Below are 25,240 nucleotides of genomic sequence, written 5' to 3'. Positions count from 1 at the left end.
CGTTATGCTACGCTGAAAGAAGAAGATTTCAAGAAACTGACCAAAGCTATCAACGGAGGATATAACGGCTATGCTGACAGAAAAGAAATATGGGATAAAGCAAAGGAGGTGTTGAAATGAAAAAATATATCTTAGTTGCACTATCATTCGCTCTTGTAACCGGGGTCTCGGCTTGTTATGGAGTCCAAGCGAAAAGTAAGGAAAAGCCCAGAAAAGAAATAAGTAAGCCGAATCGTTTTGAAGCTCAGTTTCATAAAGCAGATAGTGTATTTACATCTAAATACTTAAAAGGTAACTATAAAATAATAATTATCCGATGCGATTAAAGAGGCGTAAAGCTAAACAGTGGGCTAGGGAATGGATTAGGTATTCATTGTCTAAATATGGAGTAAGCAGGATTAAAGATATACCTTGTGATTATCATTATGAATATAGTGTAATTGCATTATCTATTCTAGGATATAAATATAATTATACAACCGGAATAAAAACAAGATTATGAAAAGAAAACAGAATTGTATCACTACAACTCTGTTCCACTAAAACACACTTTTGTGAAAATTCTTTATTCACTTACACTAATAAATTTGAGGTTCAAATGTATAAAAAATTCGATAATATGAAACGAACTATAAAAATTTATTTGACCGTTGCTTTTTTTGCTTTTTTTTCCGGTTGTGCTTTGATGTATCTTATACAAAAACCGGATGAATTTAAAACGGAAACAAAGTATGTAAAGGGAGAAACTATAACCGATACGGTTTATATCCCTGCTCCATACTCCGAGAAGAAAGCGGATAAAGAAAAGCTGGTACCTGTTTACAAGAAAGATCAGACAGGCAAAGAGACGTCAGAGATCGATACTATCAAATCAAAAGACGCTACGATCGACGATTGGAATATAGAGAGAAAATATGCTGATATAGTTTTTAATAACGAAAACGGGAAGTTTTTGTACGATATTACGGTTCAGAATAACAAATTATCGAATTTTAGTTACACTTTCACACCTATGCAGAAGGTGACAACTATAACCAAAGCAAAAGTATTTCAACCTTTTGCATCTGCCGGCTATTCGACTTTAGATATTGCCAGTGTTGGAGGTGGATTCTTTTATCATAACTTCGGAATTGAATATCAGTTTCAAAGAGATTTTAGATATAATGACACCGGGCATAGCTTAGGTATTAAATATAGGTTTTAAGAATGTTGTTCATCAAACAAAAAGAGCTTGATGAACAACATTCCATAAATATACGGAAATAACTGCAAATAAGAGGGGCGGATGGACGCATGGCATATTTGGGTGAATAACATATAGGCTTTTATCATAAAGTGAGTATCTGGATTATTGTAATATGCTCATTAATAGCTGGAATAATACTTATTGTGAGATGTAGAAATAGTGTTATATAAATTCATTGAATTTTATGATGCAGAATATTATATTTTAATGAAAATTGTGTTTATTTTGCACATTATTTTAATCTTAACACTAAAATGAAAAAAGATTTATTATCTGCTCAATTTTTAAAAACAGGTTCAGCCTGGATCTTCCTAATTATAGGTATCTTCCTCTATTTTATTGGTTATTTCCAAATAGACTCAGGAACTATATGGAAAGAAATTGTTATAAAAATGGGAGACATACTTGTAATTGGTGTGATATTAGGCTACTTAACAAATGTTGCACAACTAGCAGGAGTATTCAAATCTGATTTAGAACAAATTATCTATGCTAAAGAGTTTATAAATAAACGTAAGGATTTACCGATAATATGGGAAAATGTAACAAAGGCTTTATTTAAATCTAAATTTCCATCTATTAGCAAAGATTTATTAGCCATAATAATGAATTCATACTTACCCGTGAACAATGTAAGTTACTACAATGATTATGAAATAGACATAGAACTTACATGGGCTGAAAAAGACAAAAATACTATAATAACAAAATCCAATATAACATTCGACCTTATAGCAGAGACTAAAGATAAATTTCAATTCCCCCTCAAGAGCTGGATAGAAGTTGGAGGGTTAGATGAAGCCGATTATCACGTAAAAGTTGATAATTATATTGTAAATGGTAAGCCAGCTAATGTTATTAGTGTAAATAGTGAAGTAAGTAATGGATGTCATTTTTTTCAGCATATAATAGAGCTAGAAGGTGAGACAAAATATGAAATATCTAAAACCGTCGAAAAAAAATATTCTCTTGAAAAAGATTTCACTATTTGTTTTAAAGCTCTATTTCTAATAAATAAACTAACAGTCAAATTCAGTTACCCGGATGATATATGTGCATGTTTTATCAGTCGTGGAACTGTAGCAGACTTCAAATCTCAAACCCATAAGAACAATAGCTTTACTATGAAATATAAAGAACTGATTTTGCCAAATCAAGGATACGTAATATCTTTAAAAGAAAAGAATTAAGAATTCAAAAAAAATACTAAATTAAAAACATATATGGCTTTAATTTAGTTATATTTGTATCACAAATGAAACTAAAAAGCGACTATTATGAAAATAACAACCGTGTTTTTCAATTATCCAAATGAGGATGACACTCAAGGATAAGCTTGAGTATGTTAACTATAATATTAATTTATAATAAAAAAGCCAGATAGAATTCTATCTGGCTTTTTTATTATAAATTATACCAATAACCTCTTTTACACTACGAACGACTATATATATATATTTATTTGCTTAACGGAGGTTAACAAAAAAAGTACAAACAAATCTACTTGCACCTTTTTATTCTAAATTAATTCTTTAACCCGGTCACATAACTCTGAATAAACAGCTTCTTTTAGCTTTACAATTTTCATCCGGCCTGCTACTTCGTCATGTTCCAAGTATTCCCGTTTCTGGTCTAGAAGATCATATAGGGATTTTAAATCTGCAATAGATAAATCTTTTAGTTTCATGGTTGTTTTTATTAGCTCTGGCAAAAATACAAAAAGTGGATATATTAAGTGTGTATTCCATTATAGCATTCAATATTTATTTTAATAAATATATTAATTAAACCTTAAGCCTCTCCGGAGGCTTTTCTTTCCTACTCCAATTTACTTTTTAATTCCTGTATCAGTTCTCCTTGCTCTTTTATTGTTTTATCCTGCTTAATTACGTATAAAGTCAACTCCTCGATCTTCTGTAATAACTTAGCTTGCATTTCACCTAAACTCACTCCGTTTTCTTTGACTTCCGCTTCTGATGGAATATCTGGCAGGTGTTTGTGTTCGTTGATATGGTTTTCCACTTCCTGAAGTGTCGGTAGTTTATAATCTTTATCGAATACGAAGTCAGCCCAACCTGTCTCTACTTTTACTTCAGTCGCACGGATCGTTCCGAGAACATCTAGTTTGTTTTGGGGGTTATCTGTGCCGATGCCGACATTGCCTTCTGAATTAATTCCCATTCGATATTGTCCAGCAGTAAAAAATTTAATTCCAGAATATGCACTTTGCCATAAAGTAGCAGCACCACTTTTCCATGAGTCATATACCCATGCAAAAGAATAATGCCCAATGGATTTATTTTGATATGTAAAATTATCAGCTAGATTAATAGAGAGTCTACCGTCAAGTGGTATTATAAGATTACTTGATTTTATATTCCCATTTACTTCTAGTCTATGTGTTGGCGTATACGTCCCTATTCCGACACTATTTCCTATGAATAGATTTTGAAATATATTTAAGTCGCTCATAACTCTCACTCCTCCAGCAAAATCATTGTTGTAGTTTATTGTCAAAGAATTATTCGAATCATGCACTAAAGCTCTACCTCCACTACCATTAGGTTGGTATCGTAACAATACATCAGCCACACCATTATATTTAAAATAATTATCTTGCGAATAAGAGAAGAAAGAAAAGCCTAAACAAAAGATCGAAAAGAGAGTCTTTTTCATACTATAAATTTTGTGTTATTACTAAACCCCAAATGTAAGAAGAAAGCTTGAGATATTCTATTTCGCTGATCTGTGAATATCGGCTTTTTCAACAACTTTTAACGTTAAAATACTACACATTATCGTGTTAAACTATCACAGATACCACTTCATTATATCAATAGCTTCTTTCACACGACAACATATTTATTTTTTCTTTTTCTCTCCCTCCAGTAATACCGACATATCAGATATTACTTTTTTGCCTGAGAAATACGGATTATCTTTTAAGCTAATAGCTAATTCCTTAGTGGTTATTTTTAAGTATTTCACCGTTTGCTCAATTTTAGAATGCCCCAACAATCTGGATATGTAAAGTAGATCTATTCCATTTCGATACATATTAGTCGCTCCGGATCTTCTGGCTGTATGGCTCGAAACAAGATTATATTTTTCTTTAACCTCTTCTATTCGAACACCTCCTTTAGTGATCGTTTTCTTTACGGGATCATTTATACCGGCAATCTTACAAATATCTTTTAATTGCTCATTATGTTTCTGACTTGATATTTTAGGTAATGTTAAACCTCCATATCTTGCAATAATATCTTTCAAATAATAGTGCATTGGCACGTAAACTTTTTTATCTTTTTTCCGTGTCCATATAGAAATTAAGCCATCATCTAAATCATAATCATTTACACGTGAATAATCTGATATTCTCAGAGCTGTACAATACCCTATTATAAATCGGTCTCGTTCAATATTGAGACTTTTTAATTTGCGGGACATATTTTGAGGTCGTAAATCAGGAAAATGTTTCTTTACTAGATCTTCGGTAAACACAACATCATGAATTTTCTTTATTTCTTCTATAGATAAAGATATTGAATCTCCATCTTCTCTTTCGACCGTAAAACCTCTGGGCTTTTCAAATTTACACAAACCTTGCGCTTTTGCTTCTCCCATAAAAAGAATAATATTCTTAAACAGACCGCCTATATAGTTCTTTGAATGATCTTTATTGATCAGGTATTGTTTGAGTTTGTTGTAGAATGAGATATCAATATCTTCAAATTTCAAATTTACGCCGATGTGACTTTCATATTCCTTTAGTTTATTGATTGTGGTCTGATATCCTTTCTTTGTACTAATACTCTTATCGCTGGATTCTTTATAAGATTCGGCAAAAGGGATAAAAAGCTGAAGTTTCTGTTGAACATCTATCTCTTTTTGTTTTTCATCTGATATCACTCCACCTTCAAGCATATTAATTTCGTCAATACGTTTTACAATGGCATCTTTAAAAGATTGTTGAGTAGGAAGAATTAAATTAGATTGGAATTCAGCTATAACATTTTCTATTATCTCTTTATATTTTTTTATCTGGATATTATTCAAATATCCTTCAGGGTATTGTTTATTTTCTTTGCACCAACGGACATTATCAATCCAATATTTCGTTTCGATAGTTATACCAGGTACAAATCGTAGTCTTTGCCCTTTAATTCTAACTATAAATTGTATTGATGTTTTGTCTTTTCTTTTGTCAATAAGGAAAGGAATAGCTTCTGTCATATTTGGAACTTTCTTTGGAACGTTTGGTGAAATAAAGATATAAAATCAATTTCACAGTTAATAATTCATTCTATATAAATAGCTTTTTGCAATACTTATATCTTGCCTGTTGCATTTTCAGTGCTCCCCTCGTGTGTACATTATTTTAATAAAAGACAATATAAATCAGTTGGTTATATTGTCTTTTATTTTTTAATTGTAACTTTCGATAGTCGTATTATACAGCTTCGGAATTCTTTCCTCGACGTAGTTTATCCACTTCCAATGTGAAGTTTAAAGCACCTGAAGAAGTATTATCCATTACTCCCATTGACAATGGTAAATACAGGTACTCAGTAAAAAGACACTTTCGTGTATATCCCAATCTCGAAGATTGCCTGTCTGATCATTTAAGCCTATTGAAAAGACCGATGTATGCCGATGCATACCATATTGAAATGATCCTACTAAATATGCAAAAAGGTTAGTGGATGATACTAGGGCAAAGTATGCACTGATCCGAATTATGCCAAAACAATGGCATCTATGATTAAAATGGTTGAAAATATTGTAAAACAGGATGGGATATGAAAAGCCAGAACATATTTTTGCTTGTTAAAATATAATATGGCTGCTCTGTGAAGAGCAGCTTTTTTATCTTACATTATAATTAACTATAATAAATAGAATATCTCATAATATAACCATACCTTTTCAAAATAAGATTAGTATTCCATTTATTAAATCAGCAATGTACAATAAAAAAAGCTCGTCTGTTTATGCCATAGTAGCTTCTGATTCAGATATAGAATTAGTTACATCTATTATCAGTAATTGCTTATCTAATAATTCAATGAATCGACTCACAAATAAAAATGCTAAAGATGGATATTTAAAAGCCTTAGAAATATTAAATAATAAAGATATTGACTTTGTAAAGGCTGGAATATATCAGTTGAGATCAATACAGGGACAATCTATAGCTCGACATGCCGTAAACTACTTAAGAGGCGAATGCAATGAACGTGTTTTATTATCATCTTTAATTAAAGATAATCTTCTCAAATAATTTTATTGTTTAAAAGATTTTTCAACTTGCCTTTTGTAAATATTCCATGATTCTAACCTCTCAGAATGAACTGAGAGGTTTTCTATTCCATATACCATTTCATTATATCACTACGAACGACTACATATTTATTACCAGCCATTTGATTTTAGATATCGTCAGTGTTGGAGGCGGCTTCTTCTATCATAATCTAGGTATTGAGTATCAGCTTCAACGAGATTTCAGGAATAATGATACGGGGCATAGCTTAGGTATTAAGTATAAGTTTTAAAACCAGCATTATATTTCGGAATAAAATACAGAGAAAACAGTTTCTTTTTATTATTTAGATAAAAAAGGACACAACTGAAAGTCATATCCTTTAATAAATTAGCATTAATAACAATCAGTGTCATCTTTATCTAACTTGGTTAATTGTGAAATAAGTATTTGTTCCTCCCACTAAGGTTACAGAAACTAAAGGAACTTTAGCTCCGAAGATAATCGTATCCCCGGCATTGAGTTGTACTAATGTCTGCGTTTTACGGGTGGGAGGAGATACATCCAAGTCTATTGTTAGAACAGATACATTTACACTTAAAAATGTCTCCTCGGCAACCAGCGTAAACTCTGTTGCACCTGAATTTCTTTTGAAAATACCGACCCCTACTTCTGCTGCCGAGACAACAGACGATGTTTTGAATTGGACAAAGATTTCATACAAGCCCGTAACAGGTGCTGTAAATTCAGAGGTAGTTATATCATAGTCTCCATTAGGTCGTGTAGTTACATCGGTATTGATGTCAAAATCTTCTACTGGCATTGCAATCTGAAACCAACCGGCAGTCAGTATATCTGTTGCTAACGAGATAAGACTAGTAGAAGAACCTCCCGCAGCCCGGACAAATGATTTTAGTCCTGATGCACTCCCCATAAGATTTGCTACCGTATTTTGGGATACTACATTGTTGATGCCTAATACCAAAACATTTTGTGACGATGTATTAGTTGGTACAGTGGCTACCCGGAGATCTCCATTAATATCAAGTGCTGTAATGGGTGTCTCTGTGTTTATTCCCACTTGACTATATGCTAACAATGTGATAGACATAAACGCTATGAGCGTTAAAACTGATCTTCTTTTCATGAGTTTGTATTAATAAATAGTTGTTTATAAGTTTGTTTGGTTATTCTTCTTGTCATAAACGGATATATTATTTAAAAAGGTTTTATATCTCACTCGAATTTTGACGTTATTTCCATTATTAATGTTTTCATGTTATATATAATTAGTTGGTTATAGTAAAAATTCATAAGAATAAAGAGTTTTGTAAAGTAATACCTGATTTGTTATTTTATAAAAGGCAGTAGCTTGTAATCACTACAGACTACTGCCGGCCGTAATTGTATTGATTCAGTTCCTATCAAACAACAACGCTAGTAAATGTTTTCTTATAAACCCCAATGATTTGGCATAATTAGGTAACATAACGAGGTAATTGATCATTGTGTGTTTATACGAAAACTAATTACAATTTTTGAATTTTGAATAATTGAACATCAATAATTTATTCTATGAAATATTCGTTCTACCTACCTGTATTGTGAATGAATGGTTTTATTCCTAATAAAAGCAGGAAAACGTATTCTATTTATGCTTTCTTGCTGTTAGACATTGGCTGACCTTAGACGATATTATTTCGCCACTGAACGTATGGGTAGACCACTGGCCCGGTGACTATTGCCCCAGTTCATAGCGCCACGACTAAAAAAAACTTGTACTATAAAAGCCAAGGTAGGGCTACTATCACCGTACTTACTACTACTCCAGTAGCGGCCTGCAGTTTCCATGCTGCCATCCGTCTCACTGCGGTAGCCCAAATCAGGAAGGAAGAGTGAAGCTCCGGTAGACAGGTCTGTTACTTCCACTCCATTCACGCCATTAATAGTTTTCGCTGCCATACTCACTTTGCTTCTGTCATAGAGTCTCTCCAATTCTTCTTCCGTTGGTACTCTCCATCCTTCGGGTGATGGGTCGTTAGCGGGCTCCCAACTATCGGCTGTTGAATACGATGTATCCCAGCCGGTGACTGCTCCCGTTACAGGCCAGGGCGTTTTACGGTTCCATTGATAAAACATACCCGGAGATTCGGGAGAAGAGGCAAAGGTACCGGGTGCATCTACATTGGCTTTTGCCCAGTAGACCCCATTTATAAGGACTCCTGCTCCCTCCATCCTGCTCCTCACATGTGGGTTTACCGGCATGCGGCAGTTGGATACAGTCACAGTTTGGGTGCTGCCGGAAGATTCCATCCTTACATCATTGCTGTCGTAGGAAGTCATTGTTACCACATAGCTGCCGCTGTATTCATAAATATGCGATATTGGATAGGTGGTGCTGAGCGTCGGCCCGGTGAGGGTATACAACGATGAGCCGTCGCCCCAGTCGATAGTTATTCGGGAGAGGGCATCGCCACCTGCACCACCACTAATGCCGAGATCAAATGTAACTGACTTTTCGATACAGAGAGATGCTGGCATTCCGAGCGTTACATTAAAGTACATTGCCGCATAGACTGGCAAACCCCACGAGTTTCTTTCGCCGGTACCATCTGCTCCTACATCAAGTATATGGTTTAGTTTGTATATTTTCAGATCAGCCGGGTTGCTATCGGGATTAGGGATTACAAACATGGAATTCGTCCAGGCATTGGATACGTACATCCTATCGTCAGGCCCCATTAGCGGAACCCCAATAGGATTACTTGCCAGATCGTTTATAACGGTTGCTGGGGCTTGAAGGCCTGTATAAGTCAGTTCCTTGAGCGGCACAACGGTAGATATATTGGCGGCAGACATCAGCGCATCGAAGTTCCAAACATATAGTTTTGATGTATAATTGACACCTGCGTTAGCGCTACCCCCTATATGTGTAGTATAAATATACTGTCCGCTAGGTGAGAATTCGGCTCCATAAGATGAACCAAAAGGTGAGGCTTTTACTTTTAGGTTGGAAAAAATGCCCGTATTCGTATTAAAGTTAGCCAATACATATCCGCTAGGAGCTGTGTTTGACCCTGCAACCGAACTTCCGGTACCTTGCCAAAATTTAGAACCATCCGAGTTGAAACGCATATACCCGATCCATGATTCCGCATATGTAGCGCCTGTATTGATACTGCTAGCGGCGGCAGTATGTACGCCGTTCAGATCGACCTTCCACACATTAATGGTACCTATATTGGCGGCATCACGAGCGGTAGCCACAACCCAGTAATCGCGGTAGTTGGCATGGCGGACAGCCGTAAGAGCTTCGCCAAAATCGCCACCCACGCCGGTGAGCGGAATATTTTTCTGCCCAATTACCACATCACCCAATCCACCGTCAAGGCTCATATCCACTACCGAATAGGATAGTCCACCTGCTTTATTGAGGCTTACGGCAAAAACGATAAATTTTCCACCCTGTCCCGGGTAAGGGATTACGATACCCGACTGAGCTGACGAAGCATCACCCGAAAGGCCTGTTCCATTAGGCATTGCAACGTTATTTTTATTCCAGATGGTCATTCCGTCCGAATAGAACATCGTTTCCCCGTCAAAACTAGAAACAGAGAAACAGCCTTCAGAAGTCGAAATAGCAGACCTCCAGTTGGTCGGTATGCCCGTCAGTGAAACATTTCCTCCGGTTGTGCCAAATACCGCGGTACCTGTATAGTTTTGCGGCGCGCTCCACGATAACCCTGCATTTGCACCGAACGCCCAGTTGTAATTCTCTTTTTGAGCGTGTAGCGCAAAACTACACAGAATGCAGAACGCAACAATTAATACCTTCTTTATATTTTTCATAAACTGAAGATTGCCTTTATTTTACAATACAGATGATATTGATATACGAATCGGGGGATGCGTTTGTTCTGAGTACGTCGTAGGTCATTATGCCATTATTATCTATACTTGTAACTTTAATAACTGTGTCATCGTAGTCTGTTACGGCAAAATCGAGCTGGCTGACTGCATAAACAGGTTGATCGGGAATGGATGTCAGAGCAGCATTGTTGCTGACAAACTTTGTATTACTGCTTTTTGTGAACTGATTTGAATACACTTCATATAGATTGACTGTTTTACCATTAGTTACAGTTGAAAGGTCAAGATTGAAGCTGGGCAGATAAAACCACTGAGTCTGCCACATTCCCACACCATTAGTATCGGAAGTCATTATTTTGCCTACACCTTGCGTACCATCCACCATTTTGAATCCTGTTCCGGAAGCGTCCGCTTTAATGTCCAATTTGGTTGCTGGTGTCAAAGTACCTATACCAACACGGCCGCTACGGGAAATAGCTCCGACTTTGTCTGACTGGGCATCAGTTGTCGTTCCTGAGATTAGCCACTCGGTACCGCCGATAATCATCTGCCACACTGTACCATCAAAATAATAATATCCAGCAACTGTTACATTTACAGTTTTCGTACTTGCTGTGGTTACTGCTGCCGTTGCGTAAACAATAGCACCAATCTGGGCGGTTCCATATTGTGAGTCTGCAGCTTTTAGCTGGTCTCCCGTGAGACGGGGAGCGATAACACCCTCAGGTGTGGCATCGCTTAAGTTCGCTGTCACATCAAGTGTCGCTGCCGGTGTTTCGGTATTGACTCCGACTTGTGCAAATGATGTGAGGCTTATCATAAGGGCGATAATACCCAATAAAAACTTTCTATCCATGTTGTTTAATTGTTATTTATGAAGAATAATTGTTTTTAAATCCTTTGCTTTTTGTCCCTTTGTCCTAAAAAAAGGCTGTTTCTTAATTTATCAACTATTCCGAGATAAAGCAGCAAAGTGCAACCTCTGCACCTTGCTGCATCATTCGGTTGGCTAAAGTTTGGCCTGCTATCCGTGGTAACATTCGAACGATAATAAAACAACAACTCTACTACCCGGTATAGCCGGTCCAGCCAGCCTGTGATTAGGTTATGGATATATTTAGGATGATTCACTTTTATAAGGGTCTGATTGTGTGTATTTATTCCTATCTGACAATAAGCATTATATGCAGAAGATACACTAAAGACATAAATTTCATATTTCATAAATTCAAAGCACTAATAGCACATTTATAATAGATACTAATACCCATAAACTTTACCCAGTAAAATTTTACCGATAAAATCTTAGATATAATAAATGTAGAATAGAAGTGTTCTGGGGATCTTTATTTATTGTTTTCCCATTTAGCAAATGTTAGCTTGTAGGTGCGCACGTTTAGCTCTCTCTGTCTCTCTGTCTGACTCTCCGTGTTTAGTGATTCAACGCACAAAACAAAATCCAAGTTATATAAACCTAGATTAATATTAGTGTTGCTTCTGCTTTTAATACTACTAATCATCTGAATTAGAGTCCAATTCGGATATAAATGTAGTATATATATTTTTTTCTGCAACTTTTTTTCAAAAAAAAAATTGAGGAGTAAATTCAAAAATTTTCTTTTTGAATTTTTATGCTATTGACAAACCCGCATAGGACCTTAGTTTTCAAAAGGAAACGGCATTATGCATGCTCTTTTATTTTATCATGTGTTAACCAAATCAAGGCAAAAAACACTTGCTCTCTATATGAATACATCTTTATTATATATAATATAAACTCAATGTTTTTTGCGTGTTTTTCTTTGTACTAATAAACTTATGAAAGAATATACTCCGATTTTATTAGTTCATTGGCATCGTTTATTTCTTTCAAATATCCATCTGTTAATAGCATAAACCTATTAGCAATTTTACATACATCTTTATATTTGTGATCTGTTAGTATTATACCCCTAATTCGCGCACTCCCTTTGATTTCGTCAAGAATATGTTCAACCATAACAGGGGATAATCCACTAAAGGGTTCATCCAAAATAACAAAAGGGGCATCTATATTCAGTGTCAGTTTCACTTCCAAATACCGAATTTCTCCTCCAGACAAATCTCTTACTTTCTGGTTTCTTGTTTTGAATACAATATCATCATTGAAAAAAAGCGAATCATTGACATCATATAACTTTATGATTCTTCCTACAGTTAACTCCTTAGGTAGAAAACTTCTTTGAGGCAAGAAAGTAATAAAGCCACTTTTATATGTTGCTTTTGTGATAATTTTATCATTAATACGAATAAAAGACCTATCGGCCTTTCTTATCCCTGTTAATATTTCAAATAAGGTTGTTTTTCCTGCTCCATTCCGTCCGAAAATGGCAATAATATCACCGGGCACACATCTCAGATAAACATCAGTAAGGATAGATCTATTTCCATATGAGTGTAAGATACTATCAGCTTCTAAATAAGTACCCATATCAACTTATTTATTTGAGTTAATACAATAGCTATTATAACATAACATATTGAAGTGAATACCCATAAACCTGTTTTTCCACAGGTTGCATTATAATAAAATGGATATTCGTTTTGTCTCATTTGTTCTTTGTAAAAAAATGCAATAGCCAAACCGAGTGTAGGAAAACCCAGTATAATAAACCCGATCGTTTCCTGAAGATCATTCCAGCCACCAGCAATGACTAATAATACTGCAATAACAAATGTAGTAGGTATGCTCTGATAAAGTGTTGTTAAGAGGAATAGACTATAGAACCTTAGTTTCTTTTTCAGATGTTTCATCCATAAGTCATTTTTCTGATGGTGTTACATTTAATTCGGAGCTTTCCTGTAGAGATAAGCAGCTATTGCCATGAATATAATATTAGGAATCCAGGCTGCAATAAACGGGCTTACAAGACCTGAAACAGCAAAAGTGGAGCTTATGGTCATAAACAGGATATAAGATACACTCAGAAGTAACCCGATGCCAATATTAAGCCCCATTCCTCCTTTAACTTTCCGGGAAGAAAGAGCTGCTCCTATCAATGTCAAAATAAATGCAGAAGCAATAGAAGCAAAACGCTTGTGGTATTCTATTTCAAAAGATTGTATATTTCCGATTCCCCTGTCTTTTTGACGGGCAATATGTTTATACAGTTGCGGAGTGCTCATTTGTTCAAAATCGTTACTCGCAATAAGGAAATCACTGGGAACTATAGTTAATGTAGTATCGGCCTTTATCCCCGTAGTTACATGTTCTCTCATGCCTTCAAATTCCCGAACTGAATAATCATGCAGAACCCAATGGTATGCAGAATCATAAGCGATGCGACGGGCTGTTAATCGCGAAACCAACTGCTTTCCGTCAAATTTATCCAAAGAAAAATTGAACCCCATCTTTTCCCTGTCATCATACCTGTTGAAGAAGGCAATAACTCCCGGTTCTATTTGTATCTGTATACGTTCGGCATAAGTAACTGCCTTGTTCTTAATATATTTATTCTGGAACTGTATTCGTACAACATTTGCAGGAGGTATAACAAATCCGGTGAGTATAAAACTTGCAAACGCAATTACTGCTGCTGATATCATGTATGGCTTCATTAACCGTCTGAAACTCATACCAGAGGCAAGCATCGATATAATTTCCGAATTGTCAGCCAGTTTGGATGTAAAAAATATTACTGATATAAAGACAAACAGAGGACTGAACAAGTTAACATAATAAGGGATGAAGTTCAAATAATATGAAAAGATAATAGCCTTTAAAGGAGCGTCATTCCTCAGAAACTTATCAAGCTGCTCATTGATGTCGAACACCACAGCAATAGAGATAATGAGAATTATGGAAAACACATAAGTTCCCAAAAATTTTCTAATAATGTATTTATCGAGTATAGTAAGCATTTAGGCTCTCTTAATTACAATCGTCGTGTAACATCATCAATAATCGAACGTTTCCAGTTCGAATAATCTCCTGCTATTATATGTTTACGGGCCTCTTTAACCAGCCACAAATAGAATGCTAAGTTATGTATTGATGCGATTTGTAGCGCAAGAATTTCGTTAACAATAAATAAATGCCGCAAATACGCCTTCGAATATAATGTATCGACAAATGAAGTACCTTCCGCATCAATCGGGTTAAAATCATTTGCCCATTTCTTATTGCGCATATTCAGTATGCCACGACGGGTAAACAACTGCCCATTACGACCATTACGGGTAGGCATAATACAGTCGAACATATCTACACCACGTTCTATCGCTTCGAGTATATTGGCCGGTGTCCCCACTCCCATCAAATACCGGGGCTTATCCTTAGGTAAGATTTCGTTGACAACCTCAATCATCTCATACATCTTTTCTGTAGGCTCACCTACAGCTAATCCACCTATAGCATTACCTTCGGCCTCTTTCGAAGCAATATTTTCGGCTGCTCTCTTGCGCAAATCGGGATATACACAACCCTGTACTATCGGGAACAGAGCTTGTTTATATCCATATTCACATTCCGTTTCATTAAAACGGGTAATACAACGATCGAGCCATCGCTCTGTAAGATCCAGTGACTTTTTCGCATACGAATATTCTGCATCACCGGGAGTACATTCGTCAAAAGCCATCATAATATCCGCGCCGATAGTACGTTCAATGTCCATTACATTTTCGGGAGTGAATATATGCTTGGAACCATCTACATGTGAGCGGAAAATAGCACCCTCTTCGGTCAGCTTCCTGTTGTGAGCCAGTGAAAATACCTGAAACCCCCCACTGTCTGTTAATATAGGCTTATTCCAGCTATTAAACTTATGTAATCCGCCGGCTTGTCGCAAAATGTCAAGACCGGGACGAAGATACAGGTGATATGTATTACCCAGTATAATCTGGGCCTGAATATCTTTTTCTAATTCGGGCATATGTACAGCTTTCACTGCACCTTGTGTACCCACAGGCATAAATATAGGTGTCTCAATTTGACCGTGATCAGTAGTGATCAATCCTGCCCGGGCATTAGACTGACTGTCGTTATATTGTAATTCAAATTTCATTCAGATATATAAAAGCACAGATCAATTATCTTTAGCATCATCAGCAGAATCTGCCAAATCTCTTAATTGAACTAAAACTATAGAAGTCTTATTCTTCTTCAAAACCGAAAATTCGTATCCTTCGGCTTCCAATTTGTCATGAGTATTAGGGATTCGCCCAAACTTATCAATCAGGTATCCGGCTAATGTATCGTATTGTTTTGACTTATCAATAGCATGTGGCAATTGATTGTTAATGTCCGAAATAGCAGCTGTAGCTATTACTGAATATGTATTGCTGGAAGTAGGCTCTACAAAAGGTATTTCGTTATCATATTCATCTTGTATTTCGCCGACCAACTCTTCCAGAATATCTTCCATCGTAATAATACCTTCAATACCTCCGTATTCATTCAATACCATGGCTATCTGTTGGTGTTTTACCTGAAACTCTTTCAGTATAATACCAATACGTTTGCTTTCCGGAACAAAAGAAACAGGCCGCACAATAGAACGAATATCGACATGCCCGCTCTGGCGCATTTTCTTTAGTATATCCTTCAAGTGAACAATACCGATAATATTATCAATACTATCTTCGTAACAAGGTATACGCGAAAAGCCATCCTCAATAACGGTTTCTAATGTCTGCTCGTCATAATCATTTACATCTATTGCCAGAACCTGAGTACGCGGCACCATAACCTGACGTGCTGTACGCTCCGAAAAATCAAAAGCATTCTTTATTATATCATAGTTGGTATCTTCAATATTACCGCTTTCGCGTACCTGATCCACCAGATATTTCAATTCGTCACTGCTGTAAGTTTCTGTTTCTGATACAGAATGTAGTCCGCACATCCGAAGAATAAGATTGGCCAAACCATTAAGCAACCAAATAAATGGACGGCATATCCAATAAAATGCTTGTAAAGGATAAGCCACAAACAGTGTAGTCTTTTCAGGGCTTTGTATTGCCAACGATTTAGGAGCCAATTCCCCGAATACAATATGTAGAACAGTGATGATAAGGAAAGCAACAGGTAATGCTATACTATGAGCCAATTCGGGACTAATATTTATGTTTATCAACTCCATAAAGCTGATTATAAGCTTAGATACCACAGGCTCACCAATCCATCCTAAAGCAAGACTGGACAAGGTTATTCCTAATTGAGTAGCTGCTAAATATGCGTCAAGATGGCTTACAATATGCTTAGAAAGGATAGCAAAACGGTTACCTTCCTGAGCTTTCATTTCGAGTTGCGAATTTCTTACTTTTACTATTGCAAATTCAGCTGCAACGAAAAAACCATTAAAGAAAACAAATAGAAAAGTTATTAATATGTTAGATATCATATATCTATTAAAATGTTGACTTCGCAAAGATACATACAAATGTGCATTTGCAAAGAATCAAATGATTATATTTTTTTATAACCGTAATTTAGTACACCCGTTTTATAGTCTCGATTTTCAGATCGGATATTTTACCATCGATTGCCTTTTTAAATGTTTCAAAATGGTCACTCGCATTATGTAAGGTAATAGCATCTCTCGATTTCCAAACTTCCAGAATTGTAAATACATTCTCGTCAGATACATGTGAATGTAAATCATAAGAAACATTTCCTTCTTCTTTCCGGGTTGCATCTACTACATCATGTAAAGCTTTTAAGATATCTTCTTTAAACTCGGGTTTAACTGTAATAGTTGCTACGATTTTTAATTCTTCCATTGTTATATCTTTTTTATATGTGTTTAATTAAGTAACATTCTTATACAAATAGTATACATTACTGTTACTATACTGTCACTTTTGTCTCGTTACTATTCTATTTATAATCAACTACTAAAACTCAATAAAGTGACAAAGGTGACACTGTTTTTGAATATTTTTTATTCTCTTATCTTAAATATAGATCAGATACTCTTACCTACCCTTCTTTCTGTATAGATAATATATACGACAAATAAGGCTAAAGCGAGAAGTGAAATCGCAAGACTAATACGTTGTAGTGAAGTCCCCCAAAACCAAATTGTTATTTTGCCTGACTGAGGACTCTTCACTTCTAACAACCCATCTTTAGAATGGCTGGCCTCTAATTCTTTATTGCCTTGTATAGCCTTATATCCTTTATAATACAACAAAGGTAATACCAGATTATCAGTATTGGTTTGTACTGTTTCAATTATCAGTTTATCATTATCCCTTGTTTGGCTTTTTATTTGTGTATCGGAATGTTCCACCAATACTACACTACCCCTGTCAACTATATACTGAATACGGTATCTAATATCATCAGTCGGATCTGAGGGTATTCTGCTTGATAAATACTCTGCTCCTACAATTTCCATTTGATCCAGATTATGGCCTTCCTTATTATTAACTGTATACTTTGTATACCCTTGATATACAGCACCTGTAACACGTATACTGTACCCTATTATCAGGACAAAACAGGTAACAATTATAAAACTCCGGTTTGTTTGCTTACATATTATAGATAAATAAATAGCCGCAGAACAAGCTAGAAGAAAGCTGGCCGGCTGTAACAAACGGAAAGGAAACTGCAAAATAGTTAATTGATTAAATGGAAAAATATACCAGGGAAATAAATCTGATAAAGCGAAAATAAGGATAAATGAAATGAATGTACAGATATCTGCAAAACGAAGAAACGGATGTTTACCTTTTATTACAAGACGAAAGAGTAACGGTATGATCAAAACTATACCAATCGTTTCTATTCTAAGCATATTGTCGGTCAATCCACTAAAAACACCCCAGAGAACTCTCCGCAATTCTACCGATTGAGTTCCAATCTGCTGTGCCAATGGTTGTGTTTTGAAATAAAACTGATTATCAATTAGTTGCTCAAACATAGGAAGCAAAAAAGCAAACGATATAACTGCCGATACAACACCGGCCAATGCTAGATAAAGCAATCGGCGGGGATTACTGACTATTTGTCTGTAACAGATCATCAGAGCAATACAAACAGCCAGAAAAATAAGGAATGCCGAAAGAAGATGGGTATAAATCAAACAAATAAAACCCATGGAGACAATATACCAGCGTTGTTTGAAGTTTCCGTATAATATCTCATACATCCCCCAAAACACCAGAGGCAAAAAGGTGAAAGATATAAACTCACCCAAAGCTCCTCTATACGAAATATCTATAATGCGATATATAGCGAATGTATAAAACAAAGCAAATAGAAAGGCTATCAGATTGTTTCTTGTTATTTTAGATAAAGCCCAATACGAGAAAATACCACATAATATGGTATATACAAAGATCATCAATTTGTAAGCAGAAGCAAATCCAAGTACCGGAATCAAAAGAGCAAAAGGAATAAGCATTAAATCCGGATAAAAAAGATTAGCCGCATATCCATAATGGTTCAATGCATCTGTATTAATATAGAAAGGAAAACTTCCGTAATCTATGGCTTGGAATACAGCATAAAAGCGGTTGGTATGAAACTGTAAGTCAGTTCCTCCTCCGGAGACTACTCCCTGTTCCGGAAAATACCAGATAATCATTCCCCATGACAATAGAAGTAAGACCAATAGGAAAATTGAAAATTGGCTTATTGTATTATTAGTAACGAAAGCTGTGACAGTGTTACAAATTCCGTTGATTTTTTCTTTTAGAGATCCTAAATTCATTTATCAAAAAAATAACAAATTTATCAGTGATAGTTATTGATTTACCAAAAGTAGTGCTAATTCGTCTACTTTAATAATAACTACTATTGATTATCTTATTTGTTTTAATCTTGTTTCCACTAATATTTATCGATTCGGAAACCAGACCTATCACAAAACTATTGGAATATATGTGAGAAGTTATACCATGTACTCTGGTTTGATAAAACGAGCCTAGATAACCTATACGTAATGTAACTTTAGATACAGGAATATCTGCTGTAAAATATCCCCGTAAGGCCCTTTGATTATGAACTGAGGCAAAATTTACAACGCCCACACTGTTACCCAAGGATATTTCGTAATACGATTGTCCGTAATGTGGAGAAAACAAAATACCTAGTACAGGAGAGTCTATCTGCCCCCTGAAAGTAATTTTTTTCCAATCATAAAACCCTATAAAGGACAGATTGATATTGGAATGCGCTTTTGCCGATGCCGGATTGTTAGAGTTCCGTTGATTATATATCACTCCGGCAGTTATATTCCACAAAGCTCCGGCCGAAAAACGGAACTTATCATTTCTGAAAAGATTATAATGTCCTCCCCAACTATATTGTGCTAACAAAGAATACTCATCGGCATTACCCGCCGGATTGTCGGTACTGGTTACTTCCAGGTTTATAATTTGTTGCCGGGTAAACTTGTGGTTAAACCAAGAAGTCCGCTTCATCCGTTCGTCCAAAAAACGGACGGAAACTCCTGTATACTTTAAGGGAGACAAATACGTATCATACATATTTGAATTTCCTATGGCAAACGAGGTAGCCTTATTTGTCGAATAATATCGCAATGAATCTGACTCTTGTGCAAGCATAGGCACCATATTAGTTACAGTAGTAATGCAACATAACAATAATACAACCAGTCTGCGTGCATCCATAGATTCAGGTATTTTACGTCTTATTCAAAATCAATCTGTTGTTGTCCTGTCATATCATCAATAACATCTGTATCAGAAACAGGAGAATCGTCATCATCTATTTCTATCTTGAAAGAGCTTTCCTCTTCCTCTGCCTCTTCGTCCTTCTTTTCGGGAAAACGAATCGGCTCTAATTCGCGTACAACACCGATCTGGTATGTCGAGATACGCTTACCTTTTGCCTTAAAGCTCTTTGCGGCAATAAACTCTTCTGCATCTATTTCCAGTGTTCCTCTGAACGAGTCGTTTCCTCCAAAAGCAACTTCAATGCGAGGATAGACAATATCTGACAGTATATATAATTTAGACTTCGCATTATCGCCCAAGAAGTTCTGTACCTTATTATTCGCTTCAAAGGAGAAACGTTTCAAATACATATATTCCTGATCGGCGTCATACAGTACGGCAGTCCAAACTTTATGTTCATCAAATTTCTCGATCTTTATAGTGTTTGTTTCAAAGTGATTGCTAAGATCGAAGTTGGTTGTATAGAATTCACCATTGTCTCTCACTACCAAAATCTGATCATCACTTTGGAATTCACCTAAATATTGTCCGCGTCCATCATAATTCAGGCGCAATACATCCGGATCATACCATACTTTACGTCCACCCAATGTGGATTTTCCTTTTTGCCGGAGCGTTATCTTGTGTACTTCCGCTTTAGTCAATAAGTTACCCATCGACTGACGGCCTTTAATAGCTATTTCACTAAAATCTTTTTCAAATAACTGTACCTTCTGGCGGGGACGGGGTTTTAACAACACACGAATAGTTTCGGCCTCACCATTCGGATTTGCACTGAAATACACGATTTTAGAACCGTCCTCTCCCATCGTTACATCATATTCTTTATCACGGGTAACACCGGTTACGGCAAACCGTTTCATATAATATGGTGTAATCTTTCCATGACGGTATATTACGTTATAGATAGTACGCTTATCGTTCTTCTTGAATATATTTACATACAATACATTCTTACCGACGAACATCTTATCACTTACTTTAACCACCTTATATTTCCCGTCCTTATAGAAAATGATAACATCATCTATGTCGGAACAGTTACATATAAATTCATCTTTTTTCAGTGCAGTACCGATAAAGCCTTCTTCTCTGTTTATATACAATTTCTCATTGGCTTCAACTACTTTTGCTGCAACAATAGTATCAAAGTTACGGATTTCGGTCATTCTGGGATGATCTTTTCCGTACTTCTCCTTCAGCATTACAAACCATGAGATTGTATAGTCAATAATATTCGCCAGATTATGTTCTATCTCTTCTATTTCGGCTTTATATCTGGCTATTAGCTCTTCTGCCTTATCAGAATTGAACTTCAAAATACGCCCCATCTTTATCTCCATCAGTTTGAGGATATCTTCATTCGTAACCTCTCTGATAAAAAGTTTTGTAAATGGAAGTAAGCGTTTTGCAATGTGCGCAACAGCGGCATCCATATTAGGAGCCTCTTCAAATTGTTTGTCTTTATAGATACGTTCTTCTATAAATATTTTCTCTAAGGATGAAAAATGGAGGCTCTCTTCGAGTTCGCTTTTATGTATCTCCAACTCCCATTTTAGCAATTCCAGAGTTTTATCGGTTGATCTCTTCAGAATATTGCTTACAGTAAGGAAATGAGGTTTACCATCCTCGATAACACAACAGTTAGGCGAAATACTTATTTCACAATCCGTAAAAGCATACAGAGCATCAATCGTTTTATCGGATGACACTCCGGGAGCCAGATGTATCTGAATTTCAACATTACTGGCCGTTATATCATCAACCTTACGTATTTTGATCTTACCTTTATCATTGGCTTTCAAGATAGATTCAACCAAAGAAGAAGTAGTTCTTCCATACGGAGAATCCGTAATAACTAAAGTTTTATTATCAAGTTTCGATATTTTCGCACGAACCTTTACTGCCCCACCCCTTTCACCATCATTATATCGGGCAACATCTATATACCCTCCTGTCTGAAAATCAGGATAAAGTATAAATTCCTCGCCATTCAGATATGAAATTGAAGCATCGCAGAGTTCATTAAAGTTATGAGGTAATATTTTGGAGGAAAGTCCTACAGCAATCCCTTCTACCCCTTGTGCCAGAAGTAATGGAAATTTGATCGGTAAGGTTATAGGCTCTTTATTACGTCCATCGTACGAGGGCTTCCATTCCGTTGTTTTATGGTTGAATGCCACTTCAACAGCAAATTTCGATAAACGGGCTTCTATATAACGGGGAGCAGCGGCACCATCACCTGTTAGGATATTTCCCCAGTTACCTTGGCAATCGACCATTAAATCTTTCTGTCCTAGCTGAACCAGAGCATCACCGATAGAAGCATCACCATGAGGGTGAAACTGCATAGTGTGCCCGATAATATTCGCCACCTTATTATAACGTCCGTCATCCATTCGTTTCATCGAATGTAAAATACGGCGCTGAACGGGTTTCAATCCATCGGCTATATGAGGTACAGCACGTTCCAGTATTACATAGGAAGCATAATCGAGAAACCAGTTCTGGTACATCCCCGACAGATGCAACTGGCTTTCGGTGTCTTTCAATGGTACTTTATATTCCGAATGAGACGACTGGTCATTATCTTCTTCTTTTTCATTTACTTCATTTTCTGAAGAAATACCATCTTCTTCATTATTCACATCATCAATTATATCCTCTGGAAACATACACGCTTTGGGAATAAATGGGCCTACAATTATTAAAAAATTATCCCAAAGATAACTTTTTTTGAAACGATTTCAAAATTTGGAATCAGTCTGTTTTCACACATACATTACTTTTTAATCGTCTATAAATTAAATAGCTCAAAAACAACACGAATCAACTAAAGTTTTTACTTTTGCAACACGAACAATTAAATACAATTCTAATGCTAATTAATAAATCCTACATTTTTTCACGAATAGAATTATTGGTAAAAGAAAAGCAGGATAGTCTTCTATCCACTAAGACTGAAGACGATAAGTTATATAAGATAAAACTCCGGTTTCCGAATTGGTTCAGAAATATTATTTTTCATCCGTTAAATCCGGCATATTCTGTATTAGTACAATATAAAGCGAGTAAACGCAAAAAGAAGAATCAGATAAACATCCGTTTGCTTCATCCTTTCGCTATTGATTTCATGCAATACTGTTACACACACGATGTTGAATTCGACACAGACCTTTATTACCCTAAAGAAGATGAACCCAGAATCATATCATTTATCGACAACCGTTTAAAATCCCTCATTGCCGGATTTAACCAGATAGAGCTAAGCCAATCTCAAATGAATATGTACATAAAGAGGCAGGAGCTTTTAAATAAAACGAAGAAAATACCGGAAGGATACCACCTCACACTAGACGGCAACAACTACTATTTACCCGACAACACATTTGAAGAACATACATATATTCATGAATACGGATTGGTACATCTGCCCGAATATGTAAAAGATTACATAAAAGGAAAAGATTTTCTGGACGTCGGAGCATATCTGGGAGATACCTCTATTCTTTTGCTTAGGAAATACAATCCTACCCATATATACGCATACGAACCCGTAGAAGAGAATGCAGACAATGTGCGGAATACTATAAGATTGAATAATACGGACAAAATATCGGTAATACAAAAAGGCTTAGGGGAAAAAGAGGCTATGCTTGATATTTATATTGATCCTGACAAGCTTTCTGCCAGTTCGATAAACAATTCTATCTCAGACCCTAATGCCCAGAAAAAACAAATACACATAACAACCATTGACAATGAGTGCAAAGACCGGAAAATCGGTCTGATAAAAATGGATATCGAAGGAGCTGAATACAGCGCTATAAAAGGAGGACTGGAGACAATAATACGAGATAAACCTGTATTATTAATCTCTGCATACCATACGGGTAAAGACTTTTTTGAAATACCTCCTATGTTAAAAGCAGCTGTTTCATCATATCAATTCAGATTGATAGATCTGGAAGAAATAAGCCCTATTACGGAAAAGATAATTGTAGCATACCCTTCATTAGATAAATAAATGGAAACCCATCTTCAGGTAAGTATAATCATAGTCAATTACAATACTGATAAACTTTTGGAAGACTGTATTCTTTCGGTAAAAGAAAAGACTCATGATCTCAATTATGAGATAATAGTAATTGACAATGATTCCGAAAAAGGTTCATTATCTCACTTAATCGAAAAGTTCCCGGGTGTGCAGTTTCATTTTTCGAATCAAAATTTAGGCTTTGGCAAGGCAAATAATCTGGGATCGACATTAGCGTCCGGCAAATATCTTTTCTTCCTTAACCCCGACACCCTATTAATAAACAATGCAGCTGCGATTCTCTATGATTATATGGAGAAACATCCTCAGGTTGGCATTTGCGGCGGAAATATGTATCGGGAGAATATGATTCCGGCATCTTCACTATACGATACAGATTTTCTTACTTACGAATACAAAATCATCTTTAATATAAAGCGGGTACCGGGATTTAATTACACAAAAGAACCTAAGGAAACTAGAGTAATTGTCGGTGCAGACCTTTTTATGCCTAAAAATATATTTGAAGAGCTAAATGGCTTCGATCCCGACTTTTTTATGTATTTCGAAGAAGTTGAACTATGCTATAGAGCACGGAAGGCGGGATATAAAATAATATCTGTGCCTGACGCTGAAATAATACATTTGCAGGGAGGTTCAGCGGAGAATAAAAGCGAAGAACTAAACAAGTGGTCGTATCGCGAACATTGGTACAGCAAGTTCCTATTCTTTTATAAGACGAAGGGACTGAGCCAGACACGTACCGTTTACAATATTTATCGCTTAAAGCTTAATATAGCGATTTTACTATTTAGCTTAAAGAAGAATCAGTCAAAAATAGAATATTGGAAGACAAAAGGCCGGATAATGCAGGATACCTACGATAGATTCAATGAATACCTAAGCCGAAAAACAGGATCTTGACATTTTGATAGTAAGGAAAATCAGGAATTTTAAAAATTCGGATGTTAATTTCACATCATTTTAGCTGTATATCCAAAACAAAAAAGCTATTTTTGTACTGCTTTTGATCAATATAACTATATCAGTTTCAGATATAATAAGAGAACATCTATTTGCTGATAGAAATTATTAATTAGAAAACATTCATAGTCAACACGATAAACCAATATACTAA

General features: G+C 35.9%; 24 protein-coding genes. 8 read left to right on the top strand and 16 right to left on the bottom strand.

The window, feature by feature from the left end; all coding sequences use genetic code 11:
* Nucleotides 1–116 precede the first annotated feature (116 nt).
* The 3 genes from BUC12_RS12955 (at nt 117) to BUC12_RS12940 (ending at nt 2,436) form a co-directional block, all read left to right on the top strand.
* On the top strand, nt 117–326 hold the full coding sequence (locus tag BUC12_RS12955; RefSeq protein ID WP_073357313.1) for a hypothetical protein: 210 nt from the start codon (nt 117–119) through the stop codon (nt 324–326).
* Between the two features lie 293 nt (nt 327–619).
* Nucleotides 620–1,204, top strand: a complete 585-nt coding sequence (locus tag BUC12_RS12945; protein WP_139262058.1) for a hypothetical protein — start codon at nt 620–622, stop codon at nt 1,202–1,204.
* Between the two features lie 296 nt (nt 1,205–1,500).
* Nucleotides 1,501–2,436 carry a hypothetical protein gene (locus BUC12_RS12940; protein ID WP_062185249.1) on the top strand — a complete coding sequence of 312 codons (936 nt, stop codon included), beginning with the start codon at nt 1,501–1,503 and terminating at the stop codon, nt 2,434–2,436.
* Nucleotides 2,437–2,765: 329 nt separating this feature from the next.
* Here BUC12_RS12940 and BUC12_RS20060 read toward each other — a convergent pair whose 3' ends face one another.
* From BUC12_RS20060 to BUC12_RS12930, 3 genes are all read right to left on the bottom strand, one after another.
* Entirely contained in the window at nt 2,766–2,933 is a 168-nt protein-coding gene (locus BUC12_RS20060; protein WP_157257607.1) for a hypothetical protein, read from the bottom strand.
* Nucleotides 2,934–3,064: 131 nt separating this feature from the next.
* Nucleotides 3,065–3,922, bottom strand: coding sequence for a hypothetical protein (locus tag BUC12_RS12935; RefSeq protein ID WP_062185246.1), 858 nt, complete (start codon nt 3,920–3,922; stop codon nt 3,065–3,067).
* 186 nt (nt 3,923–4,108) lie between these two features.
* Nucleotides 4,109–5,479: a tyrosine-type recombinase/integrase gene (locus BUC12_RS12930; protein ID WP_062185243.1), complete on the bottom strand. Its 1,371-nt coding sequence runs from the start codon at nt 5,477–5,479 to the stop codon at nt 4,109–4,111.
* 266 nt (nt 5,480–5,745) lie between these two features.
* On the opposite strand from BUC12_RS12930, the gene BUC12_RS19875 reads away from it, so the two are divergent.
* The 3 genes from BUC12_RS19875 to BUC12_RS12920 all read left to right on the top strand — a co-directional run bounded on the left by BUC12_RS19875 (nt 5,746) and on the right by BUC12_RS12920 (nt 6,798).
* Complete coding sequence (locus BUC12_RS19875) at nt 5,746–5,946, top strand: hypothetical protein (protein ID WP_139262057.1); 201 nt, start codon at nt 5,746–5,748, stop codon at nt 5,944–5,946.
* Between the two features lie 263 nt (nt 5,947–6,209).
* Nucleotides 6,210–6,527, top strand: a complete 318-nt coding sequence (locus tag BUC12_RS12925) for a hypothetical protein (protein ID WP_062184904.1) — start codon at nt 6,210–6,212, stop codon at nt 6,525–6,527.
* A 46-nt stretch (nt 6,528–6,573) separates the two neighbouring features.
* Nucleotides 6,574–6,798, top strand: a complete 225-nt coding sequence (locus tag BUC12_RS12920) for a hypothetical protein (protein ID WP_062184906.1) — start codon at nt 6,574–6,576, stop codon at nt 6,796–6,798.
* Between the two features lie 126 nt (nt 6,799–6,924).
* Here the strand turns inward: BUC12_RS12920 and BUC12_RS12915 are convergent, their stop codons facing one another.
* From BUC12_RS12915 to BUC12_RS12855, 13 genes are all read right to left on the bottom strand, one after another.
* Complete coding sequence (locus tag BUC12_RS12915; RefSeq protein ID WP_139262056.1) at nt 6,925–7,653, bottom strand: hypothetical protein; 729 nt, start codon at nt 7,651–7,653, stop codon at nt 6,925–6,927.
* Between the two features lie 548 nt (nt 7,654–8,201).
* Complete coding sequence (locus BUC12_RS12910) at nt 8,202–10,355, bottom strand: FISUMP domain-containing protein (RefSeq protein ID WP_062184912.1); 2,154 nt, start codon at nt 10,353–10,355, stop codon at nt 8,202–8,204.
* Between the two features lie 16 nt (nt 10,356–10,371).
* Nucleotides 10,372–11,232: a hypothetical protein gene (locus tag BUC12_RS12905; protein WP_062184915.1), complete on the bottom strand. Its 861-nt coding sequence runs from the start codon at nt 11,230–11,232 to the stop codon at nt 10,372–10,374.
* 35 nt (nt 11,233–11,267) lie between these two features.
* Nucleotides 11,268–11,600, bottom strand: coding sequence for a hypothetical protein (locus BUC12_RS12900; protein ID WP_062184918.1), 333 nt, complete (start codon nt 11,598–11,600; stop codon nt 11,268–11,270).
* Nucleotides 11,601–12,192: 592 nt separating this feature from the next.
* On the bottom strand, nt 12,193–12,846 hold the full coding sequence (locus tag BUC12_RS12895; protein WP_062184920.1) for an ATP-binding cassette domain-containing protein: 654 nt from the start codon (nt 12,844–12,846) through the stop codon (nt 12,193–12,195).
* Nucleotides 12,831–13,169 (bottom strand): hypothetical protein, encoded by a 339-nt coding sequence (locus BUC12_RS12890; RefSeq protein WP_062184923.1) that lies wholly within the window; start codon nt 13,167–13,169, stop codon nt 12,831–12,833. Before BUC12_RS12890 ends, BUC12_RS12895 begins: the two co-directional genes overlap by 16 nt.
* 30 nt (nt 13,170–13,199) lie before the next feature.
* On the bottom strand, nt 13,200–14,276 hold the full coding sequence (locus tag BUC12_RS12885) for an LptF/LptG family permease (RefSeq protein WP_062184926.1): 1,077 nt from the start codon (nt 14,274–14,276) through the stop codon (nt 13,200–13,202).
* A 14-nt stretch (nt 14,277–14,290) separates the two neighbouring features.
* Nucleotides 14,291–15,421, bottom strand: a complete 1,131-nt coding sequence (gene tgt, locus BUC12_RS12880; RefSeq protein WP_062184929.1) for a tRNA guanosine(34) transglycosylase Tgt — start codon at nt 15,419–15,421, stop codon at nt 14,291–14,293.
* A gap of 21 nt (nt 15,422–15,442) precedes the next feature.
* Nucleotides 15,443–16,759 (bottom strand): hemolysin family protein, encoded by a 1,317-nt coding sequence (locus BUC12_RS12875; protein WP_062184932.1) that lies wholly within the window; start codon nt 16,757–16,759, stop codon nt 15,443–15,445.
* An 88-nt stretch (nt 16,760–16,847) separates the two neighbouring features.
* On the bottom strand, nt 16,848–17,138 hold the full coding sequence (locus BUC12_RS12870; RefSeq protein WP_062184935.1) for a putative quinol monooxygenase: 291 nt from the start codon (nt 17,136–17,138) through the stop codon (nt 16,848–16,850).
* A 185-nt stretch (nt 17,139–17,323) separates the two neighbouring features.
* On the bottom strand, nt 17,324–19,078 hold the full coding sequence (locus BUC12_RS12865; RefSeq protein WP_062184938.1) for a glycosyltransferase family protein: 1,755 nt from the start codon (nt 19,076–19,078) through the stop codon (nt 17,324–17,326).
* A gap of 70 nt (nt 19,079–19,148) precedes the next feature.
* Entirely contained in the window at nt 19,149–20,000 is an 852-nt protein-coding gene (locus BUC12_RS12860; RefSeq protein WP_062184941.1) for a DUF3316 domain-containing protein, read from the bottom strand.
* A gap of 20 nt (nt 20,001–20,020) precedes the next feature.
* Entirely contained in the window at nt 20,021–22,741 is a 2,721-nt protein-coding gene (locus BUC12_RS12855) for a DNA gyrase/topoisomerase IV subunit A (RefSeq protein WP_062184944.1), read from the bottom strand.
* Nucleotides 22,742–22,944: 203 nt separating this feature from the next.
* Here BUC12_RS12855 and BUC12_RS12850 point away from each other — a divergent pair, with 203 nt between their 5' ends.
* Together BUC12_RS12850 and BUC12_RS12845 are read left to right on the top strand one after the other, a co-directional pair.
* Nucleotides 22,945–24,093: an FkbM family methyltransferase gene (locus tag BUC12_RS12850; protein WP_062184947.1), complete on the top strand. Its 1,149-nt coding sequence runs from the start codon at nt 22,945–22,947 to the stop codon at nt 24,091–24,093.
* A complete protein-coding gene (locus BUC12_RS12845) occupies nt 24,094–25,026 on the top strand; it encodes a glycosyltransferase family 2 protein (RefSeq protein ID WP_062184950.1) in 933 nt (310 codons plus the stop codon).
* Nucleotides 25,027–25,240: the final 214 nt, after the last annotated feature.

The organism is Indolivaga macrotermitis, from assembly GCF_900128985.1.
Taxonomy (GTDB): domain Bacteria; phylum Bacteroidota; class Bacteroidia; order Bacteroidales; family Dysgonomonadaceae; genus Dysgonomonas_A; species Dysgonomonas_A macrotermitis.
This window is presented reverse-complemented; position numbering and strand designations above follow the sequence as displayed.